The organism is Streptomyces sp. NPDC005402 (assembly GCF_040606575.1).
Classification (GTDB): domain Bacteria; phylum Actinomycetota; class Actinomycetes; order Streptomycetales; family Streptomycetaceae; genus Streptomyces.
The window spans coordinates 42697-64431 of sequence record NZ_JBEXFB010000022.1; the positions used below are offsets into that span (position 1 = coordinate 42697).

A 21735-nucleotide genomic window follows, 5' to 3' on the forward strand; every position below is an offset into this window, starting at 1 on the left:
ACCGTACCCGCGTCAACTCTGGTAAAATCAGCGGCCCTTTCTCCCTCATGATCAGAAACTCATGGGGTTCTCGTCTAGGACATAGCGGACGTGTGGGCCGCCGAAGTAGCCGCGGACAATGTGGGGCTGGCGCTGGCGTCCGCGGAAGAAGCGGCGGGTCTCGGCGGCGAGTTCGGCCTGGTTCCGGGCCCGGTGCTGTTTGGGCAGGCCGTGCTTGAGGTCGGCGTTGCCCAGCTCGTCGGGGTTCAGCTCGGGTGAGTACGGCGGCAGGAAATGCAGTTCGACGTCGTCGGGATGGGCGGCGAGCCAGTCGCGGACCTTCTTTGAACGGTGGGCGGAGTGCCCGTCGACCACGAGATGGACCTTGTGGTCGAAGTGGCCGGCGAGCCGGTCCAGGAAGCGGCACATCACCTCGGCGGTGAAGCTCTCGGTGAAAACCATGAAGTGCATCCGGCCCTTGGTGCTGATCGCCGACATCGCGTTCACCGTGAACTGGTTCCCGCTCCGCGGCACCACAGGTGTCTTCCCCTTCTCGCCCCAGGTCCGACCGGTGACCTGGGGCGAGCGGATCCCGACCTGGTCGGCGAAGAGGATCTCCCCGCCGCCCTTCCTCGCCTTCGCGCGGATCTCCGGCCAGGTCTCCTGGTGCCAGCGCCTGACAGCATCGGGGTCCTGCTCCACGGCCCGCTTGTCCGGCCGCTGGAAGGACAGCCCCCAGCGTTTCAGGTACTTGCCCACCCCCACCTCGGTTAGCCGCACCCGGTACAGCTTCGCGATCAGCTCGCCCACCAACCGCCGCGTCCACAGCTGACCGGAAAGCCCCACGTCACAGGGCCGGTGATCGAGGACCGCCTGACGCACCGCGACCTGCTCGGCCTCCCCGAGCACCTGGTGCACACCGACTGGCTTGCCACGAGGACGCATGACCAGCGCCTCCCGCCCGCCGGCCTGCCACTTCGCCCACCACCCGTCGACAGCCTTCAGCGACACGCCGAAAACCGCCGCCACGTCCTCACGGTCCCGTCCCGCCACCAGCGCGGCCACCGCCCGCAGCCGCAGGGCCTCCTGAGCCGACGGCGACAGATGTCGCGCGTCCACCACCAGATCGCTCACACCCACCCAACGACCCAGAACCCAAACCGTTTCTGATCAAATACTCCAGCGAATCAGCCCGCCGCAAAGCCCTGCCGGCCTGGCTCCATCACTACAATCACCACCGCCCCCACACCGCAATCGGCGGCAAGCCACCCATCACCAGGCTGACCAACCTCCCTGGGCAGTACAACTAGGACAGCCTCCCAAAGCGAGCCCTGGTGGCCACTTTGGGAGGCTTGTGTGCGCAGTTTTGAGCTTCTATTTCATGCGGTCTCTGCGGGTGATTTATTGCCCGCGAACCGCCTCGGCTGGCTAAGTGCTACTTAGATGGAATTGATTTTTCTAGCGTATCAAGGATCCGCGTGGAGGAATCGCTCCGCGGTGCCACAAGGGAAAGGATTGCTGCCACGATGAAAGTTAGCCTCAGGCTTTCGGCGATTTTTTCCTGGTCGGAGATTGGCGGGATCATTGGGAGTGCGATAGCTGCTGCGGTGAACAGTGCTACTGGCAGCAGGTGTCGAAGTGCAATCTTGAGGCGGTCTTTACGGATGGCTTCAGGAGCGTTCTCAAGAAGTTTGCTTCGGTCGTTATTTAGTAGAGCAATGAACCCATGTGATAGTGACGTTGCGACTCTCTCGAAATCTTCTTCCATGGATGCGCATACAATTGGCTTCTTGTGCTCTCGCACCAAGTGTGCGACCTTAAGTGCCTCAGTAGCTGTCTGCGAGAAGACGTCAGCGTGCCAGAAACCTATACGAGGTCGTAGTGTAAGTGAGTTCTGGCAGGCCCTCGCGAGATCTTCGATGGATGCCACTGCTTTCCGTGAAATTTGGGGAGAGTCCCACCGTGTGCGGCTGCGTGAAATCAACGCAGCCGTCTCAAGCATCGACCTTGCGGCAATCCTATATATGTTTCCGGTCCGGCCCATTCGACGACGCACGGTCAATGCAATTATTGCCGAGTATGAGTAGATTCCCACAAAAAGTGACATTGGAAATGTTGCGACCATCGCGGTTGCGGCTGCCCAAGATGCCTGTAGAGCAGAGTAAGACAGTGCGGAGAAGAGGTAAAGCAAGAACGATGAATTGAGATAGTTTCTCAAGAGACGGATGCGACGGTATCGTCCATTGAGTGTGCGAGAGATGAGCATGGTAACCGCCATTGCGCTTACTCCGATTGCAAAGCCAATGCTGGCGGGGCGCACGGCTGCTTCTTTGGTCCATGCCAGCGTTCCCGCTAGAATGCCAAAGAATGATATGCAGGTTACGAGGTAGTATGCAGGCATCCAGAGCTGAGTGAGATGCATAGTCGCAACCCGAGGGCGGCAAATGATCCGCCGTACATCTTTGCGCAACTCTCTCCGCTGTATCGCATTAAATCCCGGCAAGTCATCGACCGCTTGCATGGTGTCGCGGATGATGCGGCGGGAGGAAGCAATTGCCACCCGTCGAAAGGGTGCGGTTGCGATAGTTGTTGGGCTAGCCATGCGGAACAGTATTCATCCTCGTTTGAGGATGTGTCTCGACTTCTCTGATCGGGCGTTCGCCGTCCGTAGTCGGCCGGTGCTTCGCCGCTTGGGCGCGAGCGACTTGGTACGACGCTCACGCACCGACACGGCTCTGTCGGTTGAGGCTGAAGCGGCTGGGGTGTGGATGCTGATCCTCAGGCCCTCAGTCCTGTTGTTGACGAGTGTGTCGGAGGTGTGTCGCGAACGCTGAGAGACAACGAGAAAGAGCGGGAGTCAGTGAGACTGACTCCCGCTCTCTCAAGTCGGCATCCGCACTGGTCAGAGCGTGATTCACGCTGGCTGACTGGCGAGTGCCCCCGGCAGGATTCGAACCTGCGCACACGGCTCCGGAGGGCATGCCATGACGGGCAGGGGAACGGGCCATGACCTGCTGCTTTTCGACCGGAAGCGTTGCGCCATGTCGATCTCTATCGCGTACCGTGCGTGGGCCGGATGCTGAACTGAGGCTGGCTCGCCCCGGCACGCGTCGCGTCAACCAGGACCGGTGGTTTGTGTGGCAGCACGCTTCGCCCAGTCAGCCACGCAGTCGGCAAGGCCTCGGGTGGCATGGGCCGGGGAAGCTCTCACAGAGGCTCACAGAGATGCACGCGGGGAGTGCCAGCAGTAGCGTGGTTAGTGGGCTGCATGGGGCCCGCAAGCGTGAATTGCGGGGTGGCGACATGCCAAAGACTGACGGCCGCTATGCGCATGCTCGCGTAGCAATACTCACTGCCATAGCTGAGGAAACGTGGGCTGTGCGCGAGAGGTGCAACCTTGGCAGGCACCTCAAGTATGACTTTTACGCGGCCCCTGATGCTGACCCGGACTTTCCGGACGTGATTCACTGTCAGGTTGGTCGGGGAAACTTGATGGTTGGTGACCCTACCAAAGATCTAATTGAGCGGATGCAGCCGGAGCTCATCGTCTTTTGCGGGATTGCGGGCGGAATCAATGGCAGAGAAGGTATTTCTGTCGGTGACCTTGTGGTTCCTCCGTATATCCACTACTGCTCGTTTGCGAAGCTGAGCAAGCATGGCAGGCAAACCCGCTTCGTCCCATACGATCACCCGTCGATAAGGCTACACAAATACCATGCGGCCCATCTTGGATATGACTGGAAGGAGCGAAACCGAAAGAACCCTGTCGGTGGGAAGCAGTTCCGAGGCAGTAAGGTCCTCACTGATAGCAGCATTGTGGCGGGCGATAAGGTATATGGGGATCCGACCAGTGAAGAGCAGCGTTGGGTCGTTAAGACTTTCGATGACGCTGTAGCGATTGACATGGAGTCGGCCGGCGTGTGTACCGCTGTAGCCGCATCGCGCGACAACCCATCGTACAATCCAAGACTCCTTGTAGTTCGCTGCATCTCCGACATGATTAATTCAAAGGGTAATAATACTGAACGGAAGGTGAACAAGGAGGCGACTGCGGAGATTGCCAGTGCATTCGTCCATGAATTGGTTAACGAATTCCTTGAGGATGAGCCCGATACGAGATTGAGGTGAACCGAGGCGCATGGACGAAAACGAAGAGGCGGCGGTCTGGGATGGCATGCGCTCGATCGTTCACGCGAAGGCGTTGAGAATCATTTCTCATGAACCCGCCTTTCGGCCGCGAGTGGCTTGGTGTCGGGGATACGACGAGCTCTTCCAGGGACGTTTTCCAGACGTGACGTCCGGTGAAAGGGCTGAAAAAGAAATTCTGGGCAAGGCTTTTGAGACAGGGCGAATACTTCTATCGGCGGAAGCGGGCAGTGGGAAGACATGGACTCTGGCCCGGCTTGCGCTTAAGGCTTCGGAGTCAGAGATCGTTCCTGTGTGGGTGCCGCTGAGGGATCTTCCTGCCACGAGTACGGCTTCCGGGGACCCAGACTACATAATGCGTGAGCTTGTTAACTTGTCCGATCCTCCACTTAAGTCTGTGCTCAAATATCATGGTTACGCTCCCCGCACGCTTGTTCTGGCGGATGGTCTCAATGAGGCCTCGCGGGAGTATGTAGGGCCAGCCTTGCGGGCCCTTGACGAACTAGCACGCCGCTACCCGTTTTTGAGTGTTGTAGTTACTGACCGCCTAGCCCGCCGTGCGATGAACCCGGACCGTTGGCTGCTGGCTACAGTTCTACCTTTGCATCAGGAGGAGATAAAGAGGGTCTGGGAGAAAAGTCGTAAAGTAACCGCATTGCCTGTAAATCTAGGGCTCCTGACGCGACCGTTCTTCTTGGATAGAGCGTTGGAATCGGAATCTGTTGGAGCAAGCGGAGCTGCGACCATCGAAGCCTTCTACAGGAGTATTCTCGATATCCCAGACGACGCCTTGGGGAAGGTTTCCCTGGCGGCGATGCATGAGTATCAGCAAAATCAGAGCAGGATAGTGGACCTGGCCAGGTTTACCAAGCTCGCTGGCGAGCGCAATACGAGGTGCCTAGTGGAGTCAGGCACTTTGAAGGTGAAAGATGAGGGTGCATGGTTTTCGCATCATTTGCTCCATGATTTTCTCGTTGCCCGCCATCTGGCTCACAACGCTCAGGATTGGAATTCATCGTCTTTTGATCAAGTTACGCTGGGGGCGGTGTCTTTTGATGCTCTCCGGCTCGCGGTTGAGCAGATAGAGGGGGCCGAGCGGGCTGACTGCTTCATATCCTTGGTTTACGACTGGAACTACTCTGCTGCAGGCTACTCTCTGATAAACGGGAGAGTTTCTAAGGGGATGATAGTCGCCGTTCTCGCGATGCTGGCCGAGAAGAGATGGGATCCGGTTCGAAACACCGTGGAGGAAGTAGAAGACGCCCTCAGGCTCAATGGGTCGACACTTTCTAGCATGATGCTGGGATCGAAGTGTCGATCTGATCTTATTGCGATTGTAGAAGATTCGATGACGGGGGAATCCGATTTCGCCTCTTGGCTGGAAATGTTCAGCATTGAGGATGGCTTCCCTGCTAGTCCTCAGCTCATCAAGAGGCTGTGCGTTGAAGATTCGCTGGAAGGTTGGGCATTGTCTAACTCTCTGCGGCGGTGCACGCTTGATAAAAAGGCTGCAAAGAAGCTTGTGAAAATTTCACGAAAGGCGTCACCCGTGCATAGGTGGCGTGCCGTTCACGCCTTGGGAATGCATCCCTCTCCACGCAACGCTTCTGCGTTGCAAGACCGCTTCGCAGACAAGGATAGCTGGGTTCGTGCAGGTGCTATTCGTTCCATGGTGGAACAGGCTGCATTGTCTGGTGACGGTCTTCGCAGGAACTTGCTCGACTATATTATTTCGGCTGTCCAATCAGGACGTATTGACTCGCGGATGCTAGATGTGCTGGCGAAGAGCCTTAATATCCGGCCGCGGTCAGATGGGTGGGCCGAATCGGTGGCGCCCTTGGTCCAACAACTTATCGGGGCAGCTGCAAACTTGGATGCCCAGGAACGCTGGGTCGAAGTAATGAAAGAAATAGCAGCTCCCGATGTGGATTCTAGTGGGCAAAGTGCTCACGGAGACAAGAATCTCCCGCATCGCGGGTGGGGGAGACGGTTGCGAGGGCGGTGAGACGGGAGGCAGGTGCCGATGGCTCGCTGGGGCTGACGTGGGAAACTGGACGAGTAGAGGGGCCGCCTGGATGGCGTGACAGAGGTCGAGGATGGGGGGAGCTAGGTGCCGCAAGCCAGTCCGCGAGGTACGTACTTGCAGGTCTCTGAATCGCTGCGCCAGCAGATCGAAGCGGGAGGTGTAGGTGATGCCTTGCCGTCAGAGGCCGCCCTGATGAGATCGCACGCCGTCTCCCGCAACACCGTCCGCCGCGCTCTGAAGGTGCTGGAGGCTGAAGGCGTTGTCGAGTCAGTTCCCGGTATCGGGTGGCGCGTCGTCCGAGGTGGTGATCGACGTTCCCTCGGAGAGCGGATGACAGACCTGATCGCGGAGGACTCACTCTCCGAGGGCGATAAGTACCCATCCGAAGCGAAGCTCTGTGAGCGCTTCGGCGCCTCCCGTACTGCGGTGCGTCGTGTCCTTGCCCAGATGGAAGGAAACGGCCTGCTCGCCACCGTGCACGGCAAGGGGCGAACTGTACGCGCTCTCCCGACGTCCACCGCCCAGCCGTAGTCTTGGCCGTCATGGGACTGACTGAGTGGGCGTACTCGCTCTCCGAATCGCTGCTGTCCGATCCGCTCCCGCGCAGGTGGGCGCACTCGCTGGGGGTCGCCAAGCGCGCTCGCTCCTTGGGCCCGATCATGGGTGCCGATGCTGAGTTGCTGGAAGCTGCCGCGGTGCTGCATGACATCGGGTACTCGCCGGCCATCGCCACGACCGGCTTTCATCCCCTGGACGGTGCGCGGTTCCTCCGCGACCAGGAGAAGGCAGACGAGCGGGTCGTTCGTCTCGTGGCCCACCACTCCTGCGCCCTGTTGGAAGCCGAGGAACGCGGGCTGAGGCAGGAGCTTGAAGGGGAGTTCGAGCTAGAGCGTCCGGACCTGGTCGACGCCCTGCTCTTCTGCGACATGACGACGACGCCCGACGGAACGCAGACCACCTCGACCGAGCGGCTGGATGAGATCGTGCACCGGTACGGTCCAGACACGATCGTCGGGCGGTTCATTCAGCGCGCGGCCCCCGAGATTCACGCAGCGGCGAAGCGTGTTGAGAGCCGGTTGGCGCAGGCCTCCGCCGGCAGTCAGCCGATGTAGGGCTCTCGCCGCGAGTCGTCGAGGCCGTGGCGGATGCGCAGCATCATCGACGGGTGAATGTCCAGCCCGTCAAGGTCCGTTGGGTCAACCCAGCGGACCTCTTTTGACTCGCTGCTCGTACGCAGGGAGCCCCCGACAGGGTGGGCTCGGAAGCAGATGGAGAACTGTTGCCGGACCTCTCCGTCGTCGTACGCCAGCACGTGTTCAGGGTCGGTGTAGAGGCCGACGATGTTGTCTACCTCGACGTCAATCCCGGTCTCTTCCGCGACCTCACGTACGGCGGTGTCAGCGATGCGCTCGCCGATGTCGTGGCCACCACCGGGCAGCGCCCACAGGTCGTTGTCGGTCTTGTGGATGAGCAGCAACCGCCCCGTGTCGTCTCGAACGATCGCGGTGACCGAGGGCACCACCGAGTTGGCCTGAGGGGCGTTCGGGTCGCGGAAGTAGTCGATGCGGCTCATCAGGCAGTGCCTTCCCAATCGGCGGGAGAAGAGATCGGGCGGGCCGATTGCCAGACCTTCTCAACGCTCTCAGCGTAGGCGTCGAAGAGTTCACCGCCGGGCACGCGTTGGAGGTGCAGCACGGGCGCCATGTAGGCGCCGACGCCGTAGAGGTGCCCGTTCGCCAGCATCTCGTCATCGGCCCGGTAGATGGAGTTGTAGAGGGTCGTACTGTGCAGCCGGAACTCCACCCCAGGGAGACCGAAGAGCGGGCCGTAGTTGATGAGGGCGTTCCGGATCTTGCCCGCCATCGCCGCGCCGATCCCTTCGTCCTCGCCGCGCACCGCCACGGCCGGCGACGTGGGCTCCCCGAGGATGAAGCGGATGGGCACTCCGTCGGCTGACTTCTCTTTCACGATGCGGTGGAACGACGCGTCTTCCGTGAGCCAGAACCCGGAGTACACCAGCAGGTCAAACTGACGGGTCGCCTTGGAGTAGAGGTTCGTCCAGAGGTTTTGCATAACGACGGACCGGTGCGGATAGAGCCTGACCAACTCCGCGTTGCCAGCAGCCGCGACCTCAGCTGACGTGCGCTCGTCGGGCCACAGGTACGACACCTCGCACCTCAACAGCGATGCCGTTGCGAACTGGAAGCGGCGGTATGGCTTGCGCTCAGGTTCGTTGATCCATCGCTCAACCGTCTTGGCCGCGACCCCGAGTCGTTCGGCGACCTCATCGAGCGTCAGGCCCAAGTCCACTATCGCGCCGCGCAGTCGCTCGTTCGCCATGCCAACCTCCGACTTCCTGGGACGACTTGGTTCGACTTCACGGTAGCTAAGAACGACTTGAGCCGCGCAACCGCGAAGTCGAACGTCGTCGCTGCCGACGCCAGTCTGTAGGTACATCGAGCGCGAGGGTCTCGCAGACCTCCATCAGCCGAAGGGCTTGACGGGGCGAACCTCCCTCTGCAAGATGAGGAACACGTAATACATGTTCCTCTCGTTCTGATCGCGTCAGCGACCGGAACGCGCGCACGACCAGGAGCCCCGCATCGGACGGGGGGAGGCGACCCGGCGCCTTGGCATTAACCGGAGGGCTTAGACCGCAAGGTCACGTCTCCATACGCCTACTTCGAGGCCGGACAGCTCTACCTGACACGGGAGCGCGGTCGCGATGAAGGAGACAACGCACCACCTCACCTCGCCGCCGCGCTCTGGCGCGGCGGCCGGTTGCCTCCGCTGCTCGTCTCGTACGAGCAGCGCTGAGGGGAGCCGGGATCGTCTCTGACTCCGCCGCCACGCTCCGCGAGGCGGTCGCCTCTCGCCAAGGACCGCGACCGCTTCGACCTCATGTCCCTCGACACCAGGAGAAGAACCGTGAATCAAAGCGACCTCGACAACATCGCCAACCGCATTGGGTCGGCCGCCATGGAGTTCACCCCCGGACACCGCCCGACGGCCGCTCAGACGGCTGATGCCGCTTCGATCCTGCATGGGATGCTTCAGACGGCCGAGACCTACGGCGTGACGTTCGCGGACTTCGACGCCGTTGCTCACTTCGCCCGGCTGGCCATTCAGCTGGTGCAGTCCCGCGACGAGAGCCGGTGACCGCCGTGGACGCTGCCACGTTCGCCGCCGTGTTCATCGCCCTGTACGTCGCTCACAGCGTGGGCGATCACTGGGTGCAGACCTCGCACCAGTCCGCTCACAAGGGCCGCCCCGGCTGGGTCGGCCGTCTCGCCGACGCCCGGCACGTCGCCACCCTGACCGCCACCAAGGTTGCTGTCCTGCTGCCGGTCGCCTGGCTGCTGAACCTGCGCCTGTCGCTGCTCGGCACGGTCGCTGGGCTCGCCATGGACGCGGCCACGCACTGGTGGGCTGACCGGCGCAGCACGCTCGCATGGCTGGCCAAGGTGACCGGTAAGGGCGAGTTCTACCGGCTGGGTGCTCCGCGCGCCGGCCGCGACGACAACCCGCACATCGGGACCGGCGCCTACGCGCTTGACCAGTCCTTCCACTACCTGTGGCTGTTGGTCGCCGCGCTCATCATCGCCACCGTCTGACCCCCGTACCGCCCCGCCCGCGTCTGCGGTGCGGGCGTTGCCTTTCCGGGGTGGTCGCCTCTCGCCAAAGACCGCGACCGCCCCGGCATCCCTTCGATGCCAGGAGAACTGCCATGCGTACGTACATCGGCCGCCAACAGGCCATCTCTACCGAGGACTTCGCGGAACTCGCGCTCGGTACCCCGGTTGAGCTGTGGCTCGGGGTCGAGGGCGAGAGTGACGAAGAGCGCGCGGCCCGCGAAGACGCGGCGCGCGACATCCTCGCCGACAACCCGAACTTTCCCGACCACCTGGTCCGCATCGCGGCGCAGGTCATCGAGGAGAACCCGGACCTGTTCGACGTCGTTCCCTTGGTCCGCCCCGCCCGCCAGCGTGCGGCGCGCAAGGGGGCTGCGGCATGAGTGAGCTGCTGTTTGCCGCTGCGGCCGGCGTGCCGATGGCGGCCGGATGGTCACTGCACGCGCTGCGCCTGCGCCGCCGTATCGAGACCGCCCGACGTGACCCGCTGACTGGTCTGTTCACCCGCGACGCGTTCGCGGAGCGCGCCATGAAGGTGTTGGCGGGGGGTCCCAGTGCGGTCTACGTCGTTGACCTCGACAGGTTCAAGGAGATCAACGACACCTACGGGCACGCTGCCGGCGACGCGGTCATTGCGGCCACCGGTCGGCGGCTCGCGGAATGGGCCGACATCAACGGGGGCACCGTGGTGCGCCTGGGGGGTGACGAGTTCGCCGCGGTGGCTCGCGTCTTCAGTCGCGCTGATCTGTCGTGGACGTTGGGCGAGTTGACCCGCGCCATCGAGCAGCCGGTCACCGTCGACGGCCGCCCCCTCACGGTGGGCGCCTCCGTTGGCGCGGTCGCCTACGACCCTCGCGCCGACGACGTGGACTTGTCCACGCTGCTGCGGTTGGCCGATGAGCAGATGTACGCGGCCAAGAACTCCGGCGCCGACTGGCTGACCGCTCTGGACCTCACCCCCCAAGCAGGGACCGTCAACAACCGCCGCGCCGGTCGCCCCGGCACGTCCAGCGGGATGGAGGCAGCAGCATGACTACCACCCCCGACACACCCGCGTCCGGAGTGCCGCCGCTGACCCGCCCGGAACTGGGACTCGCCGGAATCGGCGCGCTCGCCGCCGCCGCGGTCGGTGCGCTGGGACTGATCTCCTCCTTCGACGCGGTCTCTGCTGCCGCCGCGAGTTGGGGCTTTGCCTCGCCGTGGATGCTGCCGGTCGGTATCGACGTAGCCATCCCGGTATTCACCGTCGCCAACCTGCTGCTGATCCGCATGGATATGGCGCTCGCGTGGGTGCGGTTCGTGCCCTGGGCGCTCACGCTGATCACGTGCGGGTTGAACATCGCCGCCGGACACTCCCTTTCGGCCAAGGTCGCCCACGGCACCATGCCGCTGCTGTGGGTGGTCTTTTCCGAGATCGGCGCGCATATCTACGCCGTGCGGATCGGCGCTGCCACCGGCCGGCGCATGGAGAAGATCCGGTTCTCCCGCTGGCTGCTCGCCTTCCCCTCCACCTTTGCACTCTGGCGCCGCATGACGCTGTGGGAGGTCACCTCATACAGCGAGGCGCTGGCGCGGGAGAAGGAGCGGCAGTTGGCTCGCGCGGATCTGCGCGAGCAGTACGGCCGCAAGTGGCGGTCCAAGACCCCGCGCCGCGAACGCGTGATGCTGCGCATGGGCGACCTCGCCCCCGCCATCGAAGAGACCACCCCCGCGCCGCCACCGGTGGCCACGCCGACGCCCCCGGCCGATGCCAAGCAGCGTCCGCGCCGCCGGACTCCCGTCAAGGGAAAGGCCAAGGCACAGCGCACCTTCGAGGAGCTGCTGACCGAGGCACGCACGGTCACCGCACAGTGGCCGGACGCGGAGTTGACTGCGGAACGTATCCGCACCGAAGTGCACTGCTCGGCAACCAACGCCCGCACACTGCGCGACGTGTTGAAGTCCGAGCGCGCTGAGGGCCGCCCGCTGCACTCCGTCAACGACACGGAGGGCGAGGAGTCCGAGGCTGAGGCCGCCTGATGCCCGCGGCATTCGGCAAGTGCTACGACCCGAGCGGCAGCCAGTACGGCGTCCCCACTTACCCGTGGCGCTACGCCCCCGACGGGCTCGCCACTCGTCGCCAACTGCGCGCCCGTGGCTTACGTCCGGGAGGTCAGCCGATCGCGGCGCAGGTGCTGCGCCCGCGCTACCGGCGCGGGCCGCTGGTCGCCTACCTCTACTGCGTCGACCGAGCCAAGCCCGTGCGGCCGATGACGCCCGGCAAGCGGGCCGCGCTCGCCAAGGCGATGCGCGCCCGCCGTACCTGCCCGCAGTGCCGCACGGATGCGGGATACGTCATCCCCACCTCGCTCGGCATGTGCGTGCCCTGCGCCTATCCCGAGGAACAGCGCGCTGCGTGACCTACCAGATGTCCAGGAACTCCCAGACAGCGTCCAGGATTCGGTTCCTGCGGCGGTGTGCCTTGCTGCAAAAACGCTGCCTTCGCCAGCGGCTTTCTGGGTGCTGCACCGGCTTGCCGCACCACTCGCACTGCCGCGTCCTGGCCTCAGATTTTCCCATGCCACCCCCCGTAGCACTGCCGTGCGGGGTCCGTCCGCCCACCTCCTACAGCGTCGGCCGGACCCCGCCCTGCCTCCCATTGGAAGGAACCTTCAGTGAAGCACCCCGACGATGAGAATGAACTCTTCCACCGCCTCGAAGCCGACATGGCCGCCGACTCCGGGGGCGAGGTAGTCGACCTCGACAAGGCACGGTCGGCCCGGACCGAGTCGGCCGACCCGACCACCCGACCCGACGCCGACCCGTCGGCCGACCCCGACCCGAGTCGGTCGGGTATCGAGTCGGGCGATCCGACCGCCCGCGTGATGGTCGACCTTCCGAGCGTCAAGGCGACCGGTCCGGGTTACCTCGGTCGGCTGCTCGCCGCGCAGCGCCGTCCGGTCGTTCCGCTGTGGCTGAAGTCCGTGGCGGAACTGAAGACCGCCACCGGATGGGTGGCCCGCCACTACGCCCACTCGGTCGGCTATCACGCGCTGCGGTCTCCGGTCTACGCCGCACGGCTCACGCTTCAGGCGCCGTCCGGTGCCGCGAAGTTCGTGGGTGCCACCATGCGTTGGGTGGCCGACCGCGAGGGCGAGCCGGTCCGACTCGCCGCAGTCCGGCGTGAGGACGCTGCCGAGTACCTGAAGTTGTCGCGCCAGCGTGACGGACGGGTCCGACTGCGGACGCTGGTCGCCGTGCTCGCGATGTTCATCGGGCTCGGCTCCGCGCTCGCCATCTACGTCCTGGCCCCCGACTGGCTTCAGGCCCTGTCGGTTGGCGCGGTCGTCATGGCGCTCGGAGCCGCCGGCCGCAAGGCAGACGACCCGGTCATCCACCGTGCGGTGGAGCTCCCCAAGGCCGTCAAGCTCACCAGTGACATCGTGCTGCGTGCGCTCGGCTCGCTCGGTATCCCTGCCATCAACCAGGCACAGGGTAAGGGCCGGGACGGGTTCGAGTTCACCGCCCCCATCACCCGCGACGGTCCCGGATGGCGTGCGGAGGGCAACCTCCCCTACGGCGTCACGGTCACGGACGTCATCGAGCGGCGCGACCGGCTCGCCTCCGGTCTGCGCCGGCCGCTCGGCTGCGTGTGGCCCGAGGCGGTGCCGAGCGAGCACACCGGACACCTCGTGCTGTGGGTCGGCGACCAGGACATGTCGACCTCCCGTAAGCCCAAGTGGCCGCTGCTGACCAGCGGTTCGGTGAACCTGTTCAAGCCCGTCGCCTACGGCACCGACCAGCGCGGACGCTGGGTCGAAGTCACCCTGATGTACATCGCGGGCATCATCGGCGCCATCCCGCGCATGGGCAAGACCTTCCTGCTCCGCCTGCTCCTGCTCATCGCCGCGCTGGACCCGCGGGCGGAACTGCACACCTACGACATGAAGGGCACCGGCGACCTGGACCCGGTCGGCAACGCCGTCTCGCACCGGCACGCCGCGGGCGACGATGACGACGCCATCGAGTACGCACTGAACGACTTCCGGGCGCTGCGCGAGGAACTGCGCCGGCGTACCAAGGTGATCCGCTCGCTTCCGCGGGACATCTGCCCGGAGTCGAAGGTGACCAGCGAACTCGCCGACAAGCGCTCCCTTGGCCTGCACCCCATCGTGATCGGGGTGGACGAGTGCCAGGTGCTCTTCGAGCACCCCAAGCACAAGGACGAGTTCGAGGAGATCGCAACCGACCTGGTCAAGCGCGGTCCGGCCACCGGCATCGTGCTCCTGCTCGCCACCCAGCGCCCCGACGCCAAGGCACTGCCCACCGGGATTTCCGCCAACGCGTCGGCCCGCTGGTGCCTGAAGGTCATGGGCCAGCTGGAGAACGACATGGTGCTAGGCACGTCCGCCTACAAGCGGGGCGTGCGGGCGACCATGTTCAGCTGGGGTGACAAGGGCATTCACTACTTCATCGGTGAAGGCTCCGATGCCCGGATCGTCGGCTCGGTCTACGTCGACGGCCCCGGCGCCGACAGCATCGCCGCCCGTGCCCGCACGGCGCGCGAGAAGGCCGGACTGCTGTCCGGGCACGCGCTCGGGGAAGAGCCGGAGACCGTGGCGAGCGCGTACGACCTGCTCGCCGACATCCTCGCAGTGATCCCGGTCAAGGAGAGCAAGGTGTGGTCCGAGACTGTCGTCGCGCGGCTCGCCGAACTGCGCCCCGAGGTCTACGACGGATGGGAGCCCGAGACCCTCGCCGCCGCGCTGAAGCCGCGGGGTCTGTCCACGATCCAGGTGGGCCGCCGGGTGGACGGCAAGGTCGTCAACCGGCGCGGTGTCGACCGCTCCCACATCACCGCGGCGATTGCGGAGCGTGACGGAAAGCGGGACGCGGGCTGACCGCTGCGGGCCGCTAGCGCTAGCGGCACACCCCGCTAGCGTTAGCGGCTCGCTTAGCGCCCCAAACCAGCCCTGATCAGGTCGCTAGCGCATAGCGGCCCACCTGCGGAAACCCCTGAAAACCGCCCCGGAGGGCCCGTCATGACCCCTGCCCTGCTCGCTATCACACTCCTGCTCGGCGTAACTCTGTGTTACGTCGCTGTGTGTGCTGCCTCGCCGTTCGGCAACTGCCGCAAGTGCAACGGCTGGGGCTTCCAGATGAAGACCGACCGCAAGGGCCGCCAGAAGCGCGGCAAGGACTGCCGCCGCTGCAAGGCCACCGGCAAGCGCATCCGCGTCGGCCGCTGGCTCTACAACCGGTGGGCCCGCATCTACCGCTCCGGCACCGGCTGAGGAGAAGACGGACGACCGCCCGCCATGAGACGGACCCCGCTCCGAGCAGGAGCTAGGTGGGCGCGGTCGCCGGTCAATGCCCCGAACTTGCCAGCACCCGGGGCCTGCGGAGCGTATCCACCCATCCACCTCGCCCGAAAGCGAGTTTCCCCGTGATCCTCAGCATCTCCGCCGTCCTGCTGTTCGGCGCCGCGTCCGCCCTCGCCGTCAAGACCAAGTCCGCCGGAGGGGGCGCGGCCATCGTGCTGTTCCTCTTTGGGTTCTTCGCCGCCGGCACCGGCGCGTACGAGCCCATCCACAACCTCGTGCAGGCGTCCGCCGACGCCCTGTCCGCCCTCGGGAACTAGGGAGACAGCCCGTGAACGAACCCACCACCTACAGCCGCAACAGGCACACGCCGGCGGCCGTGGAAGTCCACGTCCCCACCCCGATCACCCCCGTCGCCCCCACGGCGCCGCTCGCGGTCGTGCAGTCCGGCAGCATCGCGGCCGTGGCGAGCGTCGTCCTGCCGGACGGCCGCGTCGTCACCGGCTACGCCATCGAGCCCGCCAAGCCCGAACCGGTCGCGACCAAGCCGGCCGTCTCGCGTACGGCGGTGAACATCGCCCTCGGAGGCGTCGGGTTCGGCGCCGTGTGCGGCGGTCTGGTCCTGCTCACCACGTTCATCGCCGCCCTCGCCGCGCTCATCCACCAGCTCATCATCCTCGCCGCCGTCATCTTCGGCGGCTGGATCGCCGTGCAGGTCTTCAGCGCGAGGGGCCACCGCGGCGGCAACACCTTCCACATCCGCAAAGCCATCTTCAAGCGCAACCACTTCAACGGCTGAACACCCCGATGGGAGAACCATGTTCGAGATCCGCGTCATCTGCGACCCCGCCGAAACCGAACCGATCGTCGCCGCACTGGACCGCACCTTCACGGTCGGCACCGTGAGCGTCTACCCCACCCGCGACCGCAAGCGGAACCGCCTCTACGCCCGCGCCGAGTCCAAGCCCACCGACGCCGCGCAGACCGAGTCCTCGCTCACCGCAGAGCAGGCGTACGCCAACGCCCCCAGCATCAACAGCGAGATCGGCTGGGCGGCACGCACCCTCGCCGCCACCGAGTGCTTCACCGAGCTGGGGCGTGACTTCTACCTGCGCAAGGCAGCCCTGCTGGACCGCATCGCACTCCTGGACGAGCCCGACACCCCGTCCGGCGATGCCACCGCGGCCGCCGACGCGGCGGCCGTGTTCCTGCTGGACATGGACCAGCCGGGCCCGTTCTACGAACCCCGCACCTACGTCCGCCAGCAGTACGCGCACTCACTCGCCGCCGAGCAGTAGCTGTGGCTGGGGCGGTCGCCTCTCGCCAAAGACCGCGACCGCCCCGGTTCTCCGTCCCTTCGACAGAAACAGGAGACCCCCAGCATGACCCAACCCACCCCCATCAGGCGAGACCGTCTCCGGCCGCGCCTGCTGGACCTCTTCTCGTGCGCCGGCGGGGCGGCCGTGGGCTACGCCCGCGCCGGATTCGCCGTGGACGGATGCGACATCGCCCACCGACCGAACTACCCCTTCCCGTGCCACCAGGGCGACGCACTCGACTACCTCGCCGCCCTCATCTCTTCCGGAGAGATCGAGCAGTACGTGTTCGTCCACGCCTCCCCGCCGTGCCAGCACGGATGCGCTCTGACCGTCGGTACGAACGCCTCCCAGGGATGGGGCCGCGCCCACGTCGACCTGGTGGCGCCCACCCGCGCCCTGCTCGACAGGACCGGCCTGCCGTACGTGATCGAACAACCCAACGGCCGCGCCGAGATCCGCAAAGACCTCACCCTGTGCGGCGAGATGTTCCGGCTCGGAGTCATCCGGCACCGCAACTTCGAGTTGGGCGGCTGGACGGCCGTGCAGCCAGCCCACGTTGCCCACCGCGGGCGGGTGCGCGGGTGGCGGCATGGCGAGTACTTCCACGGTCCCTACGTCGCCGCGTACGGCAGCGGCGGCGGCAAGCCGTCCGTCCCGGAGCTTCAGGCTGCGATGGGCATCACGTGGACCGACGTGCGCGAGGAACTGACCGAGGCGATCCCGCCCGCCTACACCGAGTTCATCGGCCGCGTCTACCTCACCGGCGCGGGAATGCTGGGGGCGGTCGCATGAGCGCCGCGAACACGCATCTACGCACCGCGCTGCACCTCGCGGACGCCGGTGTGCCGGTGCTGCCGCTTCGGGACGGGAAGGTGCCGTTCGGCAACTGCCGCGCATGCGCCAAGAACGTGTGCGGCGGTCGGCCGAACATGAAGCGCGCGGGCACCTGCCACTGCCCCGCCCCGTGCCATGCATGGGCCGCCGCCACCACCGACCGGAACGTCATCACCTCCCCTCTGTGGGTGGCAGCATGGGAGCGCGCCGCGTGCGTCAGCTACCACCCCGGAGGGGCGCGGCTGACCGTGGTTGACCTCGACAACGCGGCGGCCGTCGCATGGGCCCACGAGAGCCTGCCCGCCACCCGGACCGTGGCGACGACGCGCGGTGAGCACTGGATCTACCGGGGTGTCATGGGCTCGCACAACGCGGTCCGGGCGGGCATCGACATCAAGTCCTACATGTCCTACGCCCGTTGGCTGGGTCCCGGCACCGGCCGCATGGCCGATCTGCCAGCGGCCGTCCGCGCCCTGGTGGTGAAGGAAGAAACCACCCCCGCCCACGGCGAGGTGGTCTCTTCCCTTCCCGAGCGCGCCACGTGGGACCGGACGGTGGCCGCCGGATGCCGCCACACCGAGCAGTACATCCGCACCGGTCTCGAACGCGGCCTCGCTTTGGTGCGCGCCCGCACCGAATCCGGGGCCGCCTCGCAGGCGTTCGGTGTCGCCCGGTTCCTGGCAGCGCAGCACACCGCGTGCCCCGGACCGTGCGGGCTGGACGCCATCGCCTGGCAGATCGTCGCCGCGGCCGCCTCTGTCGGTGTGCCCGAGGACTACGCCCACCGCGCGGTAACCAACGGCCAACAGACGGCCGAGAGGGGTGCGGCGTGACCATCAAGCCCCGAACTCCCCCCAAAGATCCTCAGAACGCCGTACAGCGCCCATCGCGGGCGGCCGTAGGCGACCGAAAGAGCGTCGCCGAAGGCGTCCGCACTGCCGTTGGTCCTGACCCGCACAGGGACGACGGCCGCCGCCCGCTGAACCCCCTCGAAGGGAGGGCAGCCTCATGACCACACAGCCTGTGGACAGCCCCGACCTGTGGGCCGGACTGTCCGCCCTGGAAGAGCCCCCCGCGCCCGTGTGGGAGGACCCCGTTCCCCTCGCCGGATCGCGCAAGCTCACCGCGTTCCCCGTGGGCTCGCTGCCGGGTTGGCTGCGGGAGTTCGTGGCCGCGGTCGCCGAGGAGACACAGACCCCCGTCGACCTCGCCGGCTGCATCGCCCTGTCGGTGCTCGCCACGGCGGCCGGCGGCCGGTCGGTGGTGCAGGTGCGCGGGCACTGGCGCGAGCCCACCAACCTTTACGTCGTGGTCTCGCTCCCGCCCGCCAACCGGAAGTCCGCCGTGTTCGGCCTGCTCACCGATCCTCTGTACGAGGCGGAACAGCAACTGCGCACACTGATCCAACCCGCCATCGTGGAAGCCGAGATGACTGCCCGCCTCGCCAAGGAAGCGGCCGACAAAGCCACCGCCAAGGCGGCATCCGCGAGCACGGACGAGCGGGATCAATTGGTGGCCACCGCGATCGCGCTGGCGCAGACCGCGGACAGTGTCACCGTGCCGGTCAAACCGCAGTTGCTCGCCGACGACACCACCGCCGAGACCGTCACCTCCCGCATGGCGGAGCAGGGCGGAAGGATCGCCGTCATGTCCGCTGAGGGTGACATCTTCGACATCATCGCCGGCCGCTACTCCGGCAAGCCCAACATGGGCGTCTTCCTCAAAGGCCACGCCGGCGACCGCCTCAAGGTCGACCGGCAGACCCGCGAGGAATACATCGAACACCCCGCCCTCACCATGGGCCTGTGCGTCCAGCCACAGGTCTTGGACGACATCGGACGCCAGGACGGGTTCAAGGGCCGCGGCCTGCTCGGCAGGTTCCTCTACTCGGTTCCTGAGTCGCTGGTCGGCCGCCGCAAGATCGAGCCCGACCCCATCCCCGAGCAGGTGATGGAGACCTACCGGCGCCACATTCTCGACCTGACGCTGTTCCTCGCCGAGTGGACCGACCCCGCCGTCATCCAGCTCAGCCCCGAGGCGGTCGCGACCCTCACCGCCTTCCAGGCGAGGGTGGAACCGATGCTGGAGGCCCGCGGCGGCATCATGGGGCAGATCGGCGACTGGGGCGGCAAGCTGGTTGGCGCCACCGCCCGCATGGCCGCCCTGCTCCACCTCGCCGAACACCTCACCAAGGGGCACACCGTGCCCGTGGCGGAAGAGACCATGCGCGACGCGATCGCGCTGGCTGAGTACTTCATCAGTCACAGCCTCGCCGCGTTCGACTCGATGGGCGCCGACCGGATCGTCGAGCGGGCCCGCACTGTGCTGGAAGCCTTGCGCACCCATGGGTGGCGGGAGGTCAGCAAGCGGGACCTGATGGTCAAGCTCTCCCGCTCCGAGTTCCGCACGGCCAACGACTTGGACCCCGTGTTGGCCCTGTTGGAAGACCACGGATACGTGCGCGCCCAAGCCGTCCAGCGCACCGGAGGACGCGGCCGGCCGCCTTCGCCCCGCTACCTGGTCCACCCCCGTCTGACCGACCCGGCCGCCTGAGACCAGCCACAGAAACCACAGAACCACAGAAATAACCGGGTGAGCCCCTGACCTGCGCAGACCGCCACGTCAGGGGCTCCCGGAGCACTGCCACAGAAACTTGCCGAGAAGCCACAGAAATAGACCAGCCCCGGCTCCGCTGGTCCGGCCGCCTATTTCTGTGGAACCTCCGGCGATTTCTGTGGCAGCACTCACCGCGCGGCATCGCCGCAGGTCAACCCACCGATCCCGGGTTTCTGTGTATTTCGTGGTTTCTGTGGCGGCTCTCGGCTGGTCCCACCACCTTCCCTTGACTCTCTCGCCTGAGGAGGAGTCGTGGCCAAGCCCCGCGACGAGATGCTGACCATCCCCGAAGTGATCGAAGAGATAGGCGTACCGCGAGCCACGTTCTACCGCTGGCGGCAGTACAAGAAGGGCCCGAAGTCCATCAAGCTCCCGAATGGCGCCGTGCGCATCCGCCGGTCCGAACTGAGTCGGTGGCTCCAGACGCTGGAGGAGAGCGCGTGACGAAGGACACCGACAGTGGGGCAGAGCAGAACAACCGCTCGGCCGCGGACGGGTTTTCGCTCGACGTTCGCCTTTGGAAGGTTTCCAAGGCGCAGAGCAAGACCCGTCCCTACCAGCTCCGTTGGAAAGTCGGAGGAAAGGTCAGTAGCGCCACCTTCGCCACGGTGGCGCTCGCAGAGAGCCGCAGATCTGAACTGTGGCAGGCAATGCGCCGTGGCGAGGCATTCCGCATCACGGACGGTCTGCCTGAATCCGAGGTACGGGCTGAAGCCAGTGCCGAGCAAGCCCGTGAGGAACTTCCCTGGTTCGCCTTCTGTCGCGAGTACATGGCGATGCGCTGGCCGACCGCTGCGGCCAAGACCCGCGAGGGAATCGCTGACGGGCTCGCCGCGGTAACGCTGGCCCTGGTGGAGCAAGAACAGAAGATGCCGTCACCGGAAGAGCTGCGCCTCGCCTTCCGATGGGCGGTCATTCCCAAGAACGCCGAACTTGACCCGCCGGAGGAACTTGAAGACGCCTACGGTTGGATCTCCAAGAAATCGCTTCTCGTCTCCTCGCTGGAAGACCCGAAGATTCTCCGTGATGTTCAATATCGGATCTCCTTCAAACTGGATGGCGCCCCAGCGGCGGGGGAGACCTCCCGTCGTCGCCGGCGCGCGCTCAACACGGCGGTTGAATACGCCATCGAGCGCCGGCTTCTGACGGAGAACCCACTCACAGCCCTCAAGAGGGTGAAGAGTTCCTCATCGGACCGTGTGGACCCTCGTGTTCTCGTGAACAAGACGCAGGCTGCCCAACTCCTCGCGTCGGTCTCGTACGTTGGGACCTGGGACCGCAAGAAGGGCCGACGTCTGGTGGGTTTCTACGCGGTCATGTACTTCGCGGGGCTCCGCCCGAGTGAGGCTGTGGGTCTCAGGAAGGCTGATTGCTTCCTCCCAGAGAAGGGGTGGGGCGTTCTGACGCTCCACGACACGCACCCCGTTTCGGGCAAGCAATGGACAGACAGCGGAGAGCGCCACGACAAGCGTGGCCTGAAGTCGAGGGAGGCCAAGGAAGACCGGCCGGTCCCGATCCCCCCGCCGCTCGTGGCCATGCTCCGTACCCACCTGAAGGAGTTCGGCACGGCCAAGGACGGGCGGCTCTTCACGAATGAGCGGGGAGGTCTCGTCGGCAGCAGTACCTATTGGCGGGTGTGGCGGGACGCTCGGGAGTACGCCCTCCCTCCGGACCTTCAGGCATCCATCCTTGGGGGCCGACCGTACGACCTTCGGCACACCTGCATCACAACGTGGCTGAACGCCGGAGTACCAGTCGCCGAGGTGGCGCGCAGGGTCGGCAACTCACCCGAGGTGATCCACCGCGTCTACGAGGGATGCATTTACGGCCAGGAAGATGTTATGAACAACAAGATTGAACGCGAGCTCGACTGGCCGGACTGA

Annotated in this window: 24 protein-coding genes and 1 pseudogene; 21 read left to right on the forward strand and 4 right to left on the reverse strand. The window is 65.4% G+C overall.

Going from position 1 to position 21735, the window contains the following annotated elements; genetic code table 11:
• Nucleotides 1-51: 51 nt before the first annotated feature.
• Nucleotides 52-1113 carry an IS630 family transposase gene (locus tag ABZT02_RS34105; RefSeq protein ID WP_356024559.1) on the reverse strand — a complete coding sequence of 354 codons (1062 nt, stop codon included), beginning with the start codon at nucleotides 1111-1113 and terminating at the stop codon, nucleotides 52-54.
• Nucleotides 1114-1154: 41 nt separating this feature from the next.
• On the opposite strand from ABZT02_RS34105, the pseudogene ABZT02_RS34110 reads away from it, so the two are divergent.
• Nucleotides 1155-1289, forward strand: a pseudogene (locus ABZT02_RS34110) (integrase core domain-containing protein); the annotation flags it as partial.
• Between the two features lie 125 nt (nucleotides 1290-1414).
• On the opposite strand, the gene ABZT02_RS34115 reads toward ABZT02_RS34110, so the two are convergent.
• Nucleotides 1415-2539 (reverse strand): hypothetical protein, encoded by a 1125-nt coding sequence (locus ABZT02_RS34115; protein ID WP_356024561.1) that lies wholly within the window; start codon nucleotides 2537-2539, stop codon nucleotides 1415-1417.
• A 743-nt stretch (nucleotides 2540-3282) separates the two neighbouring features.
• On the opposite strand from ABZT02_RS34115, the gene ABZT02_RS34120 reads away from it, so the two are divergent.
• The 4 genes from ABZT02_RS34120 (at nucleotide 3283) to ABZT02_RS34135 (ending at nucleotide 7263) form a co-directional block, all read left to right on the forward strand.
• Nucleotides 3283-4107 carry a hypothetical protein gene (locus tag ABZT02_RS34120; protein WP_356024564.1) on the forward strand — a complete coding sequence of 275 codons (825 nt, stop codon included), beginning with the start codon at nucleotides 3283-3285 and terminating at the stop codon, nucleotides 4105-4107.
• Nucleotides 4108-4117: 10 nt separating this feature from the next.
• Nucleotides 4118-6130: a HEAT repeat domain-containing protein gene (locus ABZT02_RS34125; protein ID WP_356024566.1), complete on the forward strand. Its 2013-nt coding sequence runs from the start codon at nucleotides 4118-4120 to the stop codon at nucleotides 6128-6130.
• A 105-nt stretch (nucleotides 6131-6235) separates the two neighbouring features.
• Nucleotides 6236-6682 (forward strand): winged helix-turn-helix domain-containing protein, encoded by a 447-nt coding sequence (locus ABZT02_RS34130; protein WP_356024568.1) that lies wholly within the window; start codon nucleotides 6236-6238, stop codon nucleotides 6680-6682.
• A gap of 11 nt (nucleotides 6683-6693) precedes the next feature.
• Nucleotides 6694-7263 carry an HD domain-containing protein gene (locus ABZT02_RS34135; RefSeq protein WP_356024571.1) on the forward strand — a complete coding sequence of 190 codons (570 nt, stop codon included), beginning with the start codon at nucleotides 6694-6696 and terminating at the stop codon, nucleotides 7261-7263.
• On the opposite strand, the gene ABZT02_RS34140 is transcribed toward ABZT02_RS34135, so the two are convergent.
• Nucleotides 7251-7724, reverse strand: coding sequence for an NUDIX domain-containing protein (locus ABZT02_RS34140; RefSeq protein ID WP_266526881.1), 474 nt, complete (start codon nucleotides 7722-7724; stop codon nucleotides 7251-7253). The genes ABZT02_RS34135 and ABZT02_RS34140 overlap by 13 nt on opposite strands.
• Complete coding sequence (locus ABZT02_RS34145) at nucleotides 7724-8491, reverse strand: helix-turn-helix transcriptional regulator (RefSeq protein ID WP_356024574.1); 768 nt, start codon at nucleotides 8489-8491, stop codon at nucleotides 7724-7726. The genes ABZT02_RS34140 and ABZT02_RS34145 overlap by 1 nt, the downstream gene beginning before the upstream one ends.
• 561 nt (nucleotides 8492-9052) lie before the next feature.
• Here ABZT02_RS34145 and ABZT02_RS34150 point away from each other — a divergent pair.
• The 16 genes from ABZT02_RS34150 to ABZT02_RS34225 all read left to right on the forward strand — a co-directional run bounded on the left by ABZT02_RS34150 (nucleotide 9053) and on the right by ABZT02_RS34225 (nucleotide 21735).
• A complete protein-coding gene (locus ABZT02_RS34150) occupies nucleotides 9053-9310 on the forward strand; it encodes a hypothetical protein (RefSeq protein WP_356024576.1) in 258 nt (85 codons plus the stop codon).
• Between the two features lie 5 nt (nucleotides 9311-9315).
• Entirely contained in the window at nucleotides 9316-9765 is a 450-nt protein-coding gene (locus tag ABZT02_RS34155; protein WP_356024578.1) for a transcriptional regulator, read from the forward strand.
• Between the two features lie 113 nt (nucleotides 9766-9878).
• The gene (locus ABZT02_RS34160) at nucleotides 9879-10166 is read left to right on the forward strand and encodes a hypothetical protein (RefSeq protein WP_356024580.1); all 288 of its coding nucleotides are present in this window, start codon (nucleotides 9879-9881) and stop codon (nucleotides 10164-10166) included.
• Nucleotides 10163-10816 (forward strand): GGDEF domain-containing protein, encoded by a 654-nt coding sequence (locus ABZT02_RS34165; RefSeq protein WP_356024583.1) that lies wholly within the window; start codon nucleotides 10163-10165, stop codon nucleotides 10814-10816. Before ABZT02_RS34160 ends, ABZT02_RS34165 begins: the two co-directional genes overlap by 4 nt.
• Nucleotides 10813-11802, forward strand: coding sequence for a DUF2637 domain-containing protein (locus ABZT02_RS34170; RefSeq protein ID WP_356024585.1), 990 nt, complete (start codon nucleotides 10813-10815; stop codon nucleotides 11800-11802). Before ABZT02_RS34165 ends, ABZT02_RS34170 begins: the two co-directional genes overlap by 4 nt.
• Nucleotides 11802-12182: an RRQRL motif-containing zinc-binding protein gene (locus ABZT02_RS34175; protein WP_356024587.1), complete on the forward strand. Its 381-nt coding sequence runs from the start codon at nucleotides 11802-11804 to the stop codon at nucleotides 12180-12182. Before ABZT02_RS34170 ends, ABZT02_RS34175 begins: the two co-directional genes overlap by 1 nt.
• A 255-nt stretch (nucleotides 12183-12437) precedes the next feature.
• On the forward strand, nucleotides 12438-14663 hold the full coding sequence (locus ABZT02_RS34180) for a cell division protein FtsK (protein ID WP_356024590.1): 2226 nt from the start codon (nucleotides 12438-12440) through the stop codon (nucleotides 14661-14663).
• Nucleotides 14664-14804: 141 nt separating this feature from the next.
• A complete protein-coding gene (locus tag ABZT02_RS34185; RefSeq protein ID WP_280911340.1) occupies nucleotides 14805-15056 on the forward strand; it encodes a hypothetical protein in 252 nt (83 codons plus the stop codon).
• 152 nt (nucleotides 15057-15208) lie between these two features.
• Complete coding sequence (locus ABZT02_RS34190) at nucleotides 15209-15403, forward strand: hypothetical protein (RefSeq protein WP_356024593.1); 195 nt, start codon at nucleotides 15209-15211, stop codon at nucleotides 15401-15403.
• Between the two features lie 11 nt (nucleotides 15404-15414).
• On the forward strand, nucleotides 15415-15882 hold the full coding sequence (locus ABZT02_RS34195) for a hypothetical protein (RefSeq protein WP_356024595.1): 468 nt from the start codon (nucleotides 15415-15417) through the stop codon (nucleotides 15880-15882).
• Between the two features lie 19 nt (nucleotides 15883-15901).
• Nucleotides 15902-16381: a hypothetical protein gene (locus ABZT02_RS34200; protein WP_356024597.1), complete on the forward strand. Its 480-nt coding sequence runs from the start codon at nucleotides 15902-15904 to the stop codon at nucleotides 16379-16381.
• An 84-nt stretch (nucleotides 16382-16465) separates the two neighbouring features.
• Nucleotides 16466-17194, forward strand: a complete 729-nt coding sequence (locus ABZT02_RS34205; RefSeq protein WP_356024599.1) for a DNA methylase — start codon at nucleotides 16466-16468, stop codon at nucleotides 17192-17194.
• Complete coding sequence (locus ABZT02_RS34210) at nucleotides 17191-18069, forward strand: bifunctional DNA primase/polymerase (protein WP_356024602.1); 879 nt, start codon at nucleotides 17191-17193, stop codon at nucleotides 18067-18069. The genes ABZT02_RS34205 and ABZT02_RS34210 overlap by 4 nt, the downstream gene beginning before the upstream one ends.
• A gap of 175 nt (nucleotides 18070-18244) precedes the next feature.
• Nucleotides 18245-19789 carry a YfjI family protein gene (locus ABZT02_RS34215; RefSeq protein WP_356024604.1) on the forward strand — a complete coding sequence of 515 codons (1545 nt, stop codon included), beginning with the start codon at nucleotides 18245-18247 and terminating at the stop codon, nucleotides 19787-19789.
• 315 nt (nucleotides 19790-20104) lie between these two features.
• The gene (locus ABZT02_RS34220; protein ID WP_101400676.1) at nucleotides 20105-20296 is read left to right on the forward strand and encodes a helix-turn-helix domain-containing protein; all 192 of its coding nucleotides are present in this window, start codon (nucleotides 20105-20107) and stop codon (nucleotides 20294-20296) included.
• On the forward strand, nucleotides 20293-21735 hold the full coding sequence (locus tag ABZT02_RS34225; RefSeq protein ID WP_356024607.1) for a tyrosine-type recombinase/integrase: 1443 nt from the start codon (nucleotides 20293-20295) through the stop codon (nucleotides 21733-21735). Before ABZT02_RS34220 ends, ABZT02_RS34225 begins: the two co-directional genes overlap by 4 nt.